Annotated in this window: 20 protein-coding genes; 2 read left to right on the forward strand and 18 right to left on the reverse strand. The window is 66.4% G+C overall.

The features are described from left to right. Positions 1–83: 83 nt before the first annotated feature. The 7 genes from rpsD to LX13_RS17070 form a co-directional block, all read right to left on the reverse strand. Positions 84–689 carry a 30S ribosomal protein S4 gene (gene rpsD / locus LX13_RS17040; RefSeq protein WP_188489438.1) on the reverse strand — a complete coding sequence of 202 codons (606 nt, stop codon included), beginning with the start codon at positions 687–689 and terminating at the stop codon, positions 84–86. Positions 690–711: 22 nt separating this feature from the next. Further along, a complete protein-coding gene (rpsK, locus tag LX13_RS17045; protein WP_188489436.1) occupies positions 712–1,119 on the reverse strand; it encodes a 30S ribosomal protein S11 in 408 nt (135 codons plus the stop codon). Next, complete coding sequence (gene rpsM / locus LX13_RS17050; protein WP_253662470.1) at positions 1,119–1,487, reverse strand: 30S ribosomal protein S13; 369 nt, start codon at positions 1,485–1,487, stop codon at positions 1,119–1,121. Before rpsM ends, rpsK begins: the two co-directional genes overlap by 1 nt. A 215-nt stretch (positions 1,488–1,702) precedes the next feature. Then, on the reverse strand, positions 1,703–1,816 hold the full coding sequence (gene rpmJ, locus LX13_RS17055) for a 50S ribosomal protein L36 (protein ID WP_009679193.1): 114 nt from the start codon (positions 1,814–1,816) through the stop codon (positions 1,703–1,705). 96 nt (positions 1,817–1,912) lie between these two features. Continuing rightward, on the reverse strand, positions 1,913–2,134 hold the full coding sequence (gene infA / locus LX13_RS17060; protein ID WP_007616247.1) for a translation initiation factor IF-1: 222 nt from the start codon (positions 2,132–2,134) through the stop codon (positions 1,913–1,915). Positions 2,135–2,359: 225 nt separating this feature from the next. Further along, positions 2,360–3,187, reverse strand: coding sequence for an LLM class F420-dependent oxidoreductase (locus tag LX13_RS17065; RefSeq protein WP_253662471.1), 828 nt, complete (start codon positions 3,185–3,187; stop codon positions 2,360–2,362). 25 nt (positions 3,188–3,212) lie between these two features. After that, positions 3,213–3,701, reverse strand: coding sequence for a hypothetical protein (locus LX13_RS17070; protein ID WP_253662472.1), 489 nt, complete (start codon positions 3,699–3,701; stop codon positions 3,213–3,215). A gap of 120 nt (positions 3,702–3,821) precedes the next feature. On the opposite strand from LX13_RS17070, the gene dtd reads away from it, so the two are divergent. After that, positions 3,822–4,259, forward strand: a complete 438-nt coding sequence (gene dtd, locus LX13_RS17075; RefSeq protein ID WP_253662473.1) for a D-aminoacyl-tRNA deacylase — start codon at positions 3,822–3,824, stop codon at positions 4,257–4,259. Positions 4,260–4,315: 56 nt separating this feature from the next. Here the strand turns inward: dtd and map are convergent, their stop codons facing one another. The 10 genes from map to LX13_RS17125 form a co-directional block, all read right to left on the reverse strand. Continuing rightward, positions 4,316–5,107 carry a type I methionyl aminopeptidase gene (gene map, locus LX13_RS17080; RefSeq protein ID WP_253662474.1) on the reverse strand — a complete coding sequence of 264 codons (792 nt, stop codon included), beginning with the start codon at positions 5,105–5,107 and terminating at the stop codon, positions 4,316–4,318. An 8-nt stretch (positions 5,108–5,115) separates the two neighbouring features. Further along, a complete protein-coding gene (locus LX13_RS17085) occupies positions 5,116–5,661 on the reverse strand; it encodes an adenylate kinase (RefSeq protein ID WP_253662475.1) in 546 nt (181 codons plus the stop codon). Then, positions 5,658–6,983: a preprotein translocase subunit SecY gene (gene secY, locus LX13_RS17090; protein WP_253662476.1), complete on the reverse strand. Its 1,326-nt coding sequence runs from the start codon at positions 6,981–6,983 to the stop codon at positions 5,658–5,660. Before secY ends, LX13_RS17085 begins: the two co-directional genes overlap by 4 nt. 221 nt (positions 6,984–7,204) lie before the next feature. Continuing rightward, positions 7,205–7,645, reverse strand: coding sequence for a 50S ribosomal protein L15 (gene rplO / locus LX13_RS17095; protein WP_253662477.1), 441 nt, complete (start codon positions 7,643–7,645; stop codon positions 7,205–7,207). Between the two features lie 4 nt (positions 7,646–7,649). After that, positions 7,650–7,829 (reverse strand): 50S ribosomal protein L30, encoded by a 180-nt coding sequence (gene rpmD / locus LX13_RS17100; RefSeq protein ID WP_188489418.1) that lies wholly within the window; start codon positions 7,827–7,829, stop codon positions 7,650–7,652. A 1-nt stretch (position 7,830) separates the two neighbouring features. Continuing rightward, entirely contained in the window at positions 7,831–8,517 is a 687-nt protein-coding gene (gene rpsE, locus LX13_RS17105) for a 30S ribosomal protein S5 (protein WP_253662478.1), read from the reverse strand. A 49-nt stretch (positions 8,518–8,566) separates the two neighbouring features. Further along, positions 8,567–8,968 (reverse strand): 50S ribosomal protein L18, encoded by a 402-nt coding sequence (gene rplR / locus LX13_RS17110; RefSeq protein WP_188489415.1) that lies wholly within the window; start codon positions 8,966–8,968, stop codon positions 8,567–8,569. Between the two features lies 1 nt (position 8,969). Beyond that, positions 8,970–9,506, reverse strand: a complete 537-nt coding sequence (rplF, locus tag LX13_RS17115) for a 50S ribosomal protein L6 (RefSeq protein WP_253662479.1) — start codon at positions 9,504–9,506, stop codon at positions 8,970–8,972. A gap of 12 nt (positions 9,507–9,518) precedes the next feature. Then, positions 9,519–9,917, reverse strand: a complete 399-nt coding sequence (gene rpsH, locus LX13_RS17120) for a 30S ribosomal protein S8 (protein ID WP_253662480.1) — start codon at positions 9,915–9,917, stop codon at positions 9,519–9,521. Between the two features lie 307 nt (positions 9,918–10,224). Further along, positions 10,225–10,926, reverse strand: coding sequence for an EthD domain-containing protein (locus LX13_RS17125; protein WP_253662481.1), 702 nt, complete (start codon positions 10,924–10,926; stop codon positions 10,225–10,227). A 149-nt stretch (positions 10,927–11,075) separates the two neighbouring features. Here LX13_RS17125 and LX13_RS17130 point away from each other — a divergent pair, with 149 nt between their 5' ends. Continuing rightward, positions 11,076–11,663 (forward strand): DUF4262 domain-containing protein, encoded by a 588-nt coding sequence (locus tag LX13_RS17130; RefSeq protein ID WP_253662482.1) that lies wholly within the window; start codon positions 11,076–11,078, stop codon positions 11,661–11,663. A 72-nt stretch (positions 11,664–11,735) separates the two neighbouring features. Here LX13_RS17130 and LX13_RS17135 read toward each other — a convergent pair whose 3' ends face one another. Continuing rightward, a complete protein-coding gene (locus LX13_RS17135) occupies positions 11,736–12,176 on the reverse strand; it encodes a putative endonuclease domain-containing protein (RefSeq protein WP_253662483.1) in 441 nt (146 codons plus the stop codon). Positions 12,177–12,408 lie beyond the last annotated feature (232 nt).

The following is a 12,408-nucleotide window of genomic DNA, read 5'->3' on the forward strand; positions in this document are numbered from 1 at the left end:
ACGCCCTAGAGACCAAACAGCATGTGCCGCTTGGGGGGGTGGAGCGATCCGCGCCGGTGGACACCGACGCGGACCGGACCGGGTTACTTCGAGTAGTACTCGACGATGAGCTGCTCGGTGAGCGGCACGTCGATCTGTGCACGCGAGGGAACCGAGTGCACCAGGATGCGCAGGGTGGACGGGACCACCTGCAGCCAACCCGGCACCACGCGATCGCCCTGGATCTCGCGGGCGATCTGGAACGGGACGGTCTGCAGCGACTTCGGACGGACGTCGATGATGTCGTACTGCGAGACGCGGTAGCTGGGCACGTCGACGCGCACACCGTTGACGGTGAGGTGGCCGTGCGTGACCATCTGACGCGACTGACGACGGGTGCGCGCCAGGCCGGCGCGGTACACGACGTTGTCGAGTCGGGTCTCGAGGATGGCCAGCAGTTCGTCACCGGTCTTGCCGTTGCGACGGTTCGCCTCTTCGTAGTAGCGGCGGAACTGCTTCTCCATGACGCCGTAGGTGAAGCGAGCCTTCTGCTTCTCCTGCAGCTGCATCAGGTATTCGCTCTCCTTGATCCGCGCGCGGCCGTGCTGGCCGGGCGGGTAGGGGCGACGTTCGAATGCCTGGTCTCCACCGACGAGGTCGACGCGCAGACGGCGCGACTTCTTGGTTGCGGGTCCGGTATAACGAGCCATTGTTTTTCCTTAACCTTTCCCGCTAGACCCGGCGCCGCTTGGGCGGTCGGCAGCCGTTGTGGGGTGCTGGGGTGACGTCGGAGATCGTGCCGACCTCCAGGCCGGCGGCCTGCAGTGAACGGATCGCGGTCTCGCGGCCCGAACCCGGGCCCTTCACGAAGACGTCGACCTTCTTGACGCCGTGCTCCTGCGCCTTGCGGGCGGCGTTCTCGGCCGCGAGCTGCGCGGCGAACGGGGTGCTCTTACGCGAACCCTTGAAGCCGACGTGTCCCGACGAGGCCCACGCGATGACGTTGCCCGCGGGGTCGGTGATCGAGACGATCGTGTTGTTGAACGTGGACTTGATGTGCGCGCTGCCGTGCGGGACGTTCTTCTTCTCGCGACGCCGCGTGCCCTTCTTGGGGCCCGCACTACGTGACTTGGGGGGCATTACTTCTTCTTCCCGGCGATGGTCTTCTTGGGTCCCTTACGGGTGCGGGCGTTGGTCTTGGTGCGCTGTCCACGGACGGGCAGACCACGGCGATGCCGGATCCCCTGGTAGCAGCCGATCTCGATCTTTCGACGGATATCGCCCTGCACCTCGCGTCGCAGGTCACCTTCGACCTTCACCGAGGCTTCGATGTACTCACGAAGCTTCGCGACATCGGCGTCGGTCAGATCCTTGGCGCGGAGGTCGGCGCTGAGTCCGGTTCCGGCCAGGATTTCCTTCGAGGTGGTGCGACCCACCCCGTAGATGTATGTCAGTGCGATCTCCAAGCGCTTCTCACGCGGGAGGTCTACACCAGAAACACGTGCCATCTGGCATTTCCTTTTCGTTTCGAAGGTCTGCTCCCAGTCCGTCCCCGCGAATCGAGATCCGGGGCTCCGGCCTTCGTCCGGAGGTGGGCGATCACGCGAATGTGGTCGCTGGTGTTGGGAGTTCCATGTGGTGCTCGATATTCAGTTGTGTCGCGCTTTTCAGGTGTTACTGACAAGCGATCTGTGATGCGACCTTCGGCCGTATCGAGTGCAGATCAGCCCTGACGCTGCTTGTGGCGCAGGTTGTCGCAGATCACCATGACCCGACCGTTACGACGGATCACCTTGCACTTCTCACAGATCGGCTTGACGCTCGGCTTGACCTTCACGTCGTTGTGCCTCTCGTGGTGGTGAGTTCCTCCCGGCACGCCGAAGCGATCAGGGAGGTGGGTGGTGCTTCCCGGACGAGATGTCCGGGGAGTTCGTTACTTGTACCGGTAGACGATCCGACCGCGGGCGAGGTCATAGGGCGACAGCTCCACGACCACGCGGTCCTCCGGCAGGATGCGGATGTAGTGCTGCCGCATCTTGCCACTGATGTGCGCGAGCACCTTGTGACCGTTCTCCAGCTCAATGCGGAACATCGCATTGGGCAGGGGCTCGACCACGCGACCCTCGACCTCGATGGCGCCGTCTTTCTTGGCCATGTCCTCCACAATCTCTGTCGCTCGCACGTGGCGGCGACATCTCGTTTACCGTGTCGGTACGCACGTCGGGCGGGGCGCCGAGAGACTCGGCGGGACCTGCGTCGATTCGCCGGATCTGCGCAGACCGGACGGCGAACCATCTGACCTGTGGGCACAGGAGTACCGGCGCGAAGCGCACCAGCGATCCACTTTACGCTTTCCGCAGGCGACAAGCCAAATTGCTGCCTAGCCGGCCGTCAGCTGCTCCAGCACGTCGGTGATGTCGTGCGTGGACTCCGGCGCACCGAGCACCTGGATGGCGACATGGTCGGCGCCCGCGGCGAGATGCGCGTCCACCTGATCGCGGATCGTGTCCTTGTCACCGTGCGCCACCAGGTCGTCGATCAGCGCGTCGCTGCCGCCGTCGGCGATGTCGGAGTCGGTGTACCCCAGCCGCTTGAGGTTGGCCACGTAGTTGGCCAGGTGCAGGTACGGGGTGTCGACGGGCGGACGGCCGATCGCGCGCGCGGTCACCGGGTCGGTGTCGAGGACGATCTTGTGTTCGGGGGCGAGCAGGGCGTCGGGTCCGAGGATGTCGCGGGCGTAGGTCGTGTGCGCGGGGGTCGTCAGGTACGGGTGCGCGCCGAGCGCGCGGTCGGCGGACAGACGCAACATCTTCGGTCCGAGAGCGGCGAGGATGCGTCGATCGGCGGGCACGCCCGCGTCGTCGAGCACGTCGAGGTAGGCGACCATCGACTGATACGGCGAGGCGTACTCCTGCGTCGCCTCGCGGTGCCCCACCCCGATGCCGAGATAGAATCGCCCCGGGAAGTCGGTCTCGAGCGCGGCGAACTCACCGGCGATGGCCGCGGGTTCGGTGTTCCAGATGTTGGTGATGCCGGTGGCGACGCGGATCTCGTCGGTCGCCTCGAGGACCGCCCGGACCGGTGCCAGCGTCGGCGCGGACCCGCCCAACCAGATGGTGCCGTAACCGAGTTGTTCGATGCGGGCCGCCTGCTCGCCCGTCAGCGTCGAGAAACCTGTCCACACCCCGTGCGTTCCGAATCCATGCATGTCCTGATTCAACTCCCCGACGCCGTCATCCCTTCCGCGAGGGCGGTGTCCGGGGTTCGAGCACCGATTCGCAGTGCACGCGCGCGACGAGCGCACCCGTCCTGCGGGTGAGGGCTCGCTCCAGGTCGCGACCACGGCCGACCGGGATCGCGTGGAGCAACCGGCGGCCGTCGTCGTCGGCGATGACGACCAGCACGTCGTCGATCCGACTCTCCACGTCGATCCAGTCGACCAGGGTCTCGATGACGCCGGCGTCGACCGGGCGTTCGAGTTCGACCAATTCGATCAGGGGGTGCCGCGTCCGCCACTGTCCACGGAACTCGGCGTGGTCCTCGCCCGGCGCGAACACGTGCACCGCCCGCAGCGCCCGACCGAACGGGCGGGATCGCACGATTGCCTCGTGAAGGACGGCCGCGTCGTCGACCGGCACGATGACGACACCGCGGGCGGTGAGCGGGGTACGCGCCTGCCCCGGTCGATGGACTGCGGCCGGGGTCGGTTGCGTCGTGGTCACCGGGACGACACTGCTCGTCGGCGCGCGCCTGCGGGAGCGTGTTGACGCGATCTCTACGGGCTCGGCCGCGTTCTTGATGCATTTCGACGGGGTCGATTGCCCGCGGGTTAGGTTGGCCGCATGCGAGCAATCGTCACCCGGGTGTCGTCGGCGTCGGTGTCGGTCGACGGTGAGGTCGTCGGCGCGATCGACCCGCCTGCCGGATCCCAGGGGCTGCTGGTGCTGGTCGGTGCCACCCATTCCGACACCACCGACACCGCACGTGCACTCGCCGAGAAGATCTGGCGCCTGCGCATCCTCGACGGCGAGGTGAGTGCCGCCGACGCCGACGCCCCGGTTCTCGTCGTCAGCCAGTTCACCCTCTACGCCAACGTGTCCAAGGGGCGCCGGCCGTCGTGGAACGCCGCGGCCCCCGGCCCGGTGGCGCAGCCCCTGGTCGACGAGGTCGTCGCCGCGCTACGGGTTCTTGGTGCGACGGTGAGCACCGGCGTGTTCGGCGCGCACATGATGGTCAGCAGCATCAACGACGGGCCGGTGACGATCCCGATCGAGATCTGACACCGAGGTAGCTGCTCCTCCCGCGGGGCGGGACAACCGGCTACGTCGTGTGTGCCCTACGGCCGTCGTGTGAGGATCCGCGGACCGTCCTCGGTCACCGCGACGGTGTGTTCCCAGTGCGATGCGCGCGACCCGTCGTCGGTGACGATGGTCCATTCGTCCTCGCAGACAGAGGTTTCCACGGTTCCGAGGGTGAGCATCGGCTCGATGGCCAGGGTGCTGCCGACCACGAGCTGCGGGCCACGATTGGGCTTGCCCTCGTTGGCCAGGAACGGCTCCATGTGCATCTGTCTGCCGATACCGTGCCCGCCGTACCCGGCGACGATCCCGAAGGAGCGGCCGAGGCGTTCCTCGGCGGCGCGGGTGCCCAGCTCGATCGCGTGCGAGACATCGGTCAACCGGTTGCCCGGGACCATCGCCGCGATGCCTGCCTCCATGGCCGTACGCGTTGCCTCGTTGAGCTTCTCGTCGTCCTCGCCGAGGCCCCCGATGCCGAAGGTCCACGCCGAGTCGCCGTGCCAGCCGTCGAGAATCGCGCCGCAGTCGATCGACACGAGATCGCCGTCGGTCAGCACCGTCTCGTCCGACGGGATCCCGTGCACGACGACGTCGTTGACCGAGCTGCAGATCGATCCAGGGAAACCGTGATAGCCGAGGAACGACGGCACGGCACCGGCGTCACGGATGACGGCCTCGGCGACCTTGTCCAGGTCGAGCGTGGTGACCCCGGGGCCGGCCGCGGCACGGACGGCGACGAGTGCGGCCCCGACCACCGCGCCCGCGGCATCCATGGCGTCGAGCTCACCGGCGGTGCGGAACGGGACGACCTTCGCCTTGCGCAGACCCATGACGCGTGTCAGTCGTTCAGGGCGCGGAGCACACGCTGGTGCACCTCGCCGACATCACCGATGGCGTCGATGACGGTGACCTGCTCCGCGTAGTAGTCCAGCAGCGGCGAGGTCTCCTTGATGTAGACCTGCATCCGGTTACGGATGACGTCCTCGGTGTCGTCGGCGCGACCGCGGGCGAGCATGCGCTCGACCACGACGTCCTCGTCCACCTCGAACGACAGCACCGCGTCGAGCGAGTGGTCGCTGTCGGCCAGGATCGCCGTCAACGCGTCGGCCTGCTCGGTCGACCGCGGGAACCCGTCGAGGATGAAGCCGTTGACCGCGTCGGGCTCACCGACGCGGGCACGGACCATGTCGACCGTGATCTCCGAGGGGACGAGGTTGCCCGCGTCGAGGTACTTCTTGGCCTCGATGCCGACGGGCGTGCCCTCGGTGATATTGGCGCGGAACAGGTCCCCGGTGGAGATGTGCGGGATGCCGAGGCTCTCCGAGAGCATCTCGGCCTGCGTTCCCTTGCCTGCCCCCGGAGGGCCGAGGATCACGAGTCTCACTTGAGGAACCCTTCGTACTTGCGCTGCATCAGCTGGCTGTTGATCTGCTTCACGGTGTCGAGTCCGACGCCCACCATGATCAGCACCGCGGTGCCACCGAACGGCAGGTTCTGCACACCGCCGCTGTTGCCGATCTCGAGGAACAGGTTGGGCAGGACCGCGATCACACCGAGGTAGATCGAGCCGGGCAGCGTGATGCGGGACAGGACGTAGCCGAGGTAGTCGGCGGTGGGCTGACCCGGTCGGATGCCGGGGATGAACCCGCCGTACTTCTTCATCTCGTCGGCGCGCTCCTGCGGATTGAACGTCACCGCCACGTAGAAGTACGTGAAGAAGATGATCATCAGGAAGTACACGGCGATGTAGACACCGTTGCTGGGGTCGACGAGGTACGTCTGGATCTGACGCTGCCACCACGGCTGCTCGCCACTGCTGCTCTGCGTCAGCTGGACGATCAGGTTGGGCAGGTACAGCAGCGACGACGCGAAGATCACGGGGATGACGCCGGCCTGGTTGACCTTGAGGGGCAGGTAGGTCGACGAGCCGCCGTACATCTTCCTGCCGACCATGCGTTTGGCGTACTGCACGGGTATTCGTCTCTGGCCCTGCTCGATGAAGACCACGCCTGCGACGATGATCACCGCCGCCACCAGGACCAGGAAGAACACCAGGCCACCGCGGGTGTCGAGGATCTGCTTGCCCTCGGACGGGATGCGTGCGGCGATACCGGCGAAGATCATCAGCGACATGCCGTTGCCGATGCCGCGCTCGGTGATGAGCTCACCGAACCACATGACGACACAGGCACCCGCGGTCATGACCAGCACGATGATGATCAGCCCGAAGATCGACTTGTCGTTGAGGATGTTCGCGCCGTTGGAGCAGTCGCGGAGCAGGTCGCCACGGTCGGCGAGGGCCACGATGCCGGTCGACTGCAGCAGTGCCAACGCCACCGTGAGGTAGCGGGTGTACTGCGTCATCTTCGCCTGGCCGGACTGGCCTTCCTTGCGGAGCTGCTCGAACCGCGGGATCACCACGGTGAGCAGCTGCACGATGATGCTCGCGGTGATGTACGGCATGATGCCGATCGCGAACACCGACAGCTGCAGCAATGCGCCGCCGGAGAACATGTTGATGAGGGAGTAGATGCCCGCGGAGTCACCACGCGAGACCTCATCGAGGCAGGACTGGACCTGGCGGTAGTCGACGCCGGGCGAAGGGATGGTCGCTCCCAGGCGGTACAGGATGATGATGCCGATGACGAAAAGGATCTTCCGTCGCAAATCCTGTGTCCGCAAAGCCGAGACAAAGGCGGAACGCACTAACTCCTCCTACCGAACGAGCACGCGCCTGCCTCGCTCAGCGGAGAACTCCCGCGGTCGCACCGCGTTCGTCTCGCCTTGCACAGGGGGTGATCCGTCGTTCTGGTCGGTCGGCCCCCTCCGCGAAGTCGCGAGGAGGATCGACGATGATCAACTCTTGAACTCTAACAGTGGTCCCCGCGGCGCCCGGTCGAACACCGAGCGCCGCGAGAACCGACGGGTCACAGCACCGTGGTGCTGCCACCTGCCGCGCTGATCTTCTCGCTCGCCGACGTCGAGAACTTGTTGGCGCTGACCTGCACGGCCACCGACAGCTCTCCGTCGCCGAGCACCTTCACGAGCTCGTTCTTGCGAACCGCACCGGCTGCGATGAGTTCATCGACGCCGATGGTGCCGCCCTCGGGGAAGAGGCGGGCGAGGTCGCCCACGTTCACCACCTGGTACTCGACACGGTTGCGGTTGGTGAAGCCCTTGAGCTTCGGGAGCCGCATGTGGATGGGCATCTGCCCACCCTCGAAGCCGGCCGGGACGTTCTTGCGTGCCTTGGTGCCCTTGGTGCCGCGACCCGCGGTCTTACCCTTGGAGCCCTCACCACGACCGACCCTGGTCTTGTCGGTCTTCGCGCCCGGAGCGGGGCGAAGATGATGGAGTTTGATGGTCATTGGACTAAACCTCTTCGACTGTCACGAGGTGGCGCACCACGTTGATCAGGCCGCGGTTGGCCGGAGTGTCCTCGCGGGTGACGGTCTGACGGATCTTCCTCAAACCGAGGGTCCGCAGGCTGTCACGCTGGTTGCTCTTGGTTCCGATCGTGCCCTTGATCTGGGTGATCTTCAGCTCTGCCATGTCATGCACCCTGTCCTGCGCGCGCCCGCAACATACCCGCGGGAGCGACGTCTTCGATGGGGAGGCCACGACGTGCGGCGACCTCTTCGGGACGCTGCAGCATCTTCAGTGCGGCCACGGTCGCGTGGACGACGTTGATCGCGTTGTCGCTGCCGAGGCTCTTGGCGAGGACGTCGTGGACGCCCGCGCACTCGAGCACGGCACGCACCGCGCCACCGGCGATCACACCGGTACCGGGCGATGCCGGACGCAGCATGACGACACCGGCCGCGGCCTCACCCTGGACGGGGTGGGTCACGGTGGAGCCGATCAGCGGGACGCGGAAGAAGTTCTTCTGAGCCTCTTCGACGCCCTTCTGGATGGCGGCCGGGACCTCTTTGGCCTTGCCGTAGCCGACGCCGACCATGCCCTGGCCGTCACCGACGACCACGAGGGCGGTGAAGGAGAACCGACGTCCACCCTTGACCACCTTGGACACGCGGTTGATGGCGACGACGCGCTCGAGACGGTTCTTGTCCTGGTCGCGTCCGCCGCGCTGGCCGTCGCGGCCACCGCCACGTCGGTCGCCGCCGCCGCCGCGACGGTCGCCGCCGCCTGCTGCGCCTGCGCCGCCGGCGGCTGCGCCTGCGGTGTTGTCGGTGCTGGTGGCGGGTCCGGTGCCGCCGTCACGCCGTTGACGTCCCGGCATCAGATGGTCCTTCCGTATGCGCAGTGGGCGCTGGTGTTGGTGTTGGTCATCAGAACGTGAGCCCTCCCTCGCGGGCGGCGTCGGCCAGAGCCGCGATCCGTCCGTGGTAGTCGTGCCCACCGCGGTCGAAGACCACCGTGTCGACACCCGCGGCCTTGGCGCGGGATGCGATCAGTTCGCCGACCTTGGCGCTCTGCGCCGACTTGTCGCCGCCGGAGCTGCGCACATCGGCCTCGATCGTCGACGCCGCTGCGAGCGTGGTGCCCGAGTGGTCGTCGATGATCTGGACGTGGATGTGTCGCGAGGACCGCTTGACCGCGAGACGCGGTCGCTGCGGGGTTCCGCTGATCTTCTTGCGCAGCCGGAAGTGCCGGCGTGCGGTGGAGCGGCGACGACGGGTCGACACGTCTTTGCCGACCGTCTCGCGCTTCGTGGTTGTGGTTTCACTCATGTCACTTACCCGTCTTTCCGACCTTGCGGCGGATCTGCTCACCCTCGTAGCGGATGCCCTTGCCCTTGTACGGGTCCGGACGCCGCAGGCGGCGAATGTTGGCCGCGATCTGGCCGACCAGTTGCTTGTCGATTCCCGAGATCGAGAACTTGGTGGGCGACTCCACCGCGAAGGTGATGCCGTCAGGCGCCTCGATCGGCACCGGGTGGCTGTAGCCGAGGGCGAACTCGAGGTCCTTGCCCTTGAGCTGCACGCGGTAGCCGACTCCGAAGATCTCCATCTTGGTGACGTAGCCCGTGGTCACACCGGTGACGAGGTTCGCCACCAGGGTGCGGGACAGTCCGTGCAACGAGCGGTTGCGACGCTCGTCGTTCGGACGGGTCACCAGGATCGAGCCGTCCTCGGCGACAACCGAGATGGGCTCGGACACCAGCAGGGCCAGTTCGCCCTTGGGTCCCTTGACCGACACGGCCTGGCCGTCGATCTTCACGTCCACTCCGGCCGGGATGACGACCGGGTTCTTTCCAATACGCGACATTGAATCTGCCCCTTACCAGACGTAGGCGAGGACTTCGCCGCCGACGCCCTTGTTGGCTGCCTGACGGTCGGTCAGCAGGCCCGAGGACGTGGAGATGATGGCCACGCCCAGGCCGCCGAGAACCTTCGGCAAGTTGGTGGACTTCGCGTAGACCCGCAGGCCCGGCTTTGAGACGCGCCGCAGTCCGGCGATGCTCCGCTCACGGGTGGGGCCGTACTTGAGGGTGACGACGAGACTCTGGCCCACCTCGGCGGGCTCGGTCCGGTAATCGGTGATGTAGCCCTCGCGCTTGAGGATCTCGGCGATGTTGCCCTTGATCTTCGAGTGCGGGAGTGTCACCTCGTCGTGAAACGCCGAGTTGGCGTTGCGCAGACGGGTCAAGAAGTCTGCGATCGGATCAGTCATGGTCATGAGTGACCGTCAACCTTTCTCGTGGCGGTTCCCATGCAACGCGTGCATGCCGGTTCCGTTGCCGCTCTGGACGAGCGGCGCGGGCCTCGCATGTCACACCGTGGGCCTACTACGAAGTGTGTTTTGTCCTCACCGACTGATGCCGATGAGGGGCCGTGCACCAGTGGTGCAGTCCGATTTCATCTCGGGTGCACCACCGGATTTCTGTAGCTGTGAAGCCAAGAAAGTGGGCGTCACCTGGCGGTTCTCGCGCACGCGTGAGCGCGCCTGAGTGCAGGCAACCGTTCTAGTGTAGGGATCGCGGTGGTCAGGGCCAAATCGCTGCCGATGTGGCCCCTCGGAGCGAGTGCAGGTGGCGAACCGTGGGCACCACGTCGATGTTCTCGTGCGCCCCGATGCGCACGACGCTGTCGAGCAGAGCGGTCATCCGGCGGCGCAGTTCGGCGTCGTCTCCCCCGCTGCCGTAGAACGCGTGGATGTCGCCGGCCGCGGCGAGCGGGAACAGCTCCTCCACGATCGCGTCGACGTGCTCCACGTCGGGCGTCACCGGTCGTTCGACGACGTTCTGCAGGTAGCCCGAGGTCGCCTGGGTCGCGATCGCGATCGGCGTGTGGTCCTCGAGCCATCGACGCAGCCACTCGGTGCGGTCGAGGGTGTCGGGGCGGCGCAGGAACGCGACGTTGGCCATGGCGTCGGCACGCGATCCGTCCCAGGTCTCCGGCGGTGGCAGGGGTCGGCGCTCGGTGACCTCCCACCCGACGACGCGGTCGGTGAGCGGGGCGAGCACCGCGGTGATCGGCTCGGGGACGGCCTCGGTCCAGACGCTGACGATCGCGTCGATCGGCGGGGCGAGCGTGGAAAGCGTCATCGCCCCGGCCACCTCGGGCGCCCCGGCGATGTTGAGCTGTACCCGGTCGGCGCCGGCCTGCTCCAGCGCGGCGAGCACCTCTGCGGACCCGAGCGCGACGGCGAGGTCGGTCCCCCACAGCGCGTACATCAGCTTGACCACGCCCCGAAATCTAGACCGGCGCGGCTCGACCGCTGCTCGATTGGGGAGATCCGACCACCTGTGGACAAGATCCCGGCTCCGGCGTGCGCTCTCCGACCGGCGGTCGGTATCGGATGGTCGGCTCGTGCTCCCCGAACAAAGGAGCACCCATGACCGATCGTCATTCAGATCTCAGCGGACTGCCTCGATGGCATCCGAGTCCTCTCGTCCGATCGGCCATCACGACGATTCGCGCGCTGGGTTGGTCGGTCATGGCCGTCAGTGACGCGTGCAGTTGCGCTTCCCCGGAATGTGAGCCGCCGGACTGCTCGTTCGCGTACACGAGCGGACTCCATCTGGGTCCGATCCCTGAACTGGCCGTCTATGGCCTCGACGCACGAACTGCTCAGGCCGTCCTCAACGAGTTGGTGGATGTGCTGCGATGGCGCGATTGGAGGACTCTGGTCGAGCACGAGATCGAGTTCACCATCGATTCCATCGACTCGACGCTGCGACTGATCGAACTCGTGGACAAGTCGGATCTCCTGATCACCAACGAGTTGTTTCCCGATGCCGCTTTCCTCCAGGTGGTGTGGGCCGACGACGACGGTTCCTACCCGTGGGAGGCCGACTACTCGCTCGCACCCCACGCCCAGTTCATTAAGGGCGTCCAGGGTGCGGCACAACGCACCGACCCTCGGTACATCTCCCGCTCGACCGGCCCCAACCGGGCGCAACGGCGTAAGCGCAAGCGGTGAATCGACTGAGATCGTCCGACTACAGGGCCAGCGTGGTCACCATGACCACGGCGGCCCTGTGGACGGACGATCTCAGTCACGCATCCGGTGCCGACGCGGCCGGGTGATTGCTCGGATGGAGTCGAGCGATTCGTCCCAGCCGTAGACGACGTCGTCGTATGTGAACCGCATCTTCAGCCACCCCCGTATCAACGCGGCTCTGTCTCTACGACGATCGTTGCGGTAGTTCTCCAGACTGGTGTGGTGCGCCTTGCTGTCGCACTCGATCAGCAGCTTGCCGACCCTGAGATCCACTCGCCCGACTCCGCCGATCTGTGGCTGCACGACGACCTCGAAACCGAGCGCACGCAGACGAAAGCGGACCAATGACTCCGTCCCGGATTGCGATCTGCCGTCGCACCTGGCCAGCAGGTCGCGACCGTGCGGCCCGAGTTCCGCGGCGATGTCGGAACGGTGTGCCGAGCGCGACTGGAGCGTCGAGTCGCACGCAGCAATCCAATGCTCTTCTGTCATGCAGCGCACCGCACAACCCAGTGCATACGCCGGCGAGTCCACGGCCGTGATCGTGGGTGGCGGTGCTCCGACACCGCGACAGCTCGAGGCGATCGAGCCACGGAGGCCTTTGCTGCCGCGAACATGGATCTGGTCATGACCGGGCGCAACCCAGACCCCGTGGTGCTGCAGCGCCGAGACGCAGCCGAGTACCCCGCCGGCTCGAACTGCCGCAACGACATGAGGGTCTGCA

Source organism: Williamsia maris (genome assembly GCF_024171815.1).
In the GTDB taxonomy this organism is placed as follows: Bacteria; Actinomycetota; Actinomycetes; order Mycobacteriales; family Mycobacteriaceae; genus Williamsia_A; species Williamsia_A maris.

Coding starts and splice junctions, on each gene's coding strand:
- rpsM (WP_253662470.1), bottom strand. CDS start 1,487: ATGGCACGTGTTTCTGGTGTAGACCTCCCGCGTGAGAAGCGCTTGGAG.
- rpsE (WP_253662478.1), bottom strand. CDS start 8,517: ATGCCGGGACGTCAACGGCGTGACGGCGGCACCGGACCCGCCACCAGC.
- dtd (WP_253662473.1), top strand. CDS start 3,822: ATGCGAGCAATCGTCACCCGGGTGTCGTCGGCGTCGGTGTCGGTCGAC.
- rpmD (WP_188489418.1), bottom strand. CDS start 7,829: ATGGCAGAGCTGAAGATCACCCAGATCAAGGGCACGATCGGAACCAAG.
- LX13_RS17130 (WP_253662482.1), top strand. CDS start 11,076: ATGACCGATCGTCATTCAGATCTCAGCGGACTGCCTCGATGGCATCCG.
- rplF (WP_253662479.1), bottom strand. CDS start 9,506: ATGTCGCGTATTGGAAAGAACCCGGTCGTCATCCCGGCCGGAGTGGAC.
- rpsK (WP_188489436.1), bottom strand. CDS start 1,119: ATGCCCCCCAAGTCACGTAGTGCGGGCCCCAAGAAGGGCACGCGGCGT.
- LX13_RS17065 (WP_253662471.1), bottom strand. CDS start 3,187: ATGCATGGATTCGGAACGCACGGGGTGTGGACAGGTTTCTCGACGCTG.
- LX13_RS17135 (WP_253662483.1), bottom strand. CDS start 12,176: ATGACAGAAGAGCATTGGATTGCTGCGTGCGACTCGACGCTCCAGTCG.
- rpsH (WP_253662480.1), bottom strand. CDS start 9,917: ATGACCATGACTGATCCGATCGCAGACTTCTTGACCCGTCTGCGCAAC.
- infA (WP_007616247.1), bottom strand. CDS start 2,134: ATGGCCAAGAAAGACGGCGCCATCGAGGTCGAGGGTCGCGTGGTCGAG.
- map (WP_253662474.1), bottom strand. CDS start 5,107: ATGGGTCTGCGCAAGGCGAAGGTCGTCCCGTTCCGCACCGCCGGTGAG.
- rpsD (WP_188489438.1), bottom strand. CDS start 689: ATGGCTCGTTATACCGGACCCGCAACCAAGAAGTCGCGCCGTCTGCGC.
- rplO (WP_253662477.1), bottom strand. CDS start 7,645: ATGACCATCAAACTCCATCATCTTCGCCCCGCTCCGGGCGCGAAGACC.
- rplR (WP_188489415.1), bottom strand. CDS start 8,968: ATGAGTGAAACCACAACCACGAAGCGCGAGACGGTCGGCAAAGACGTG.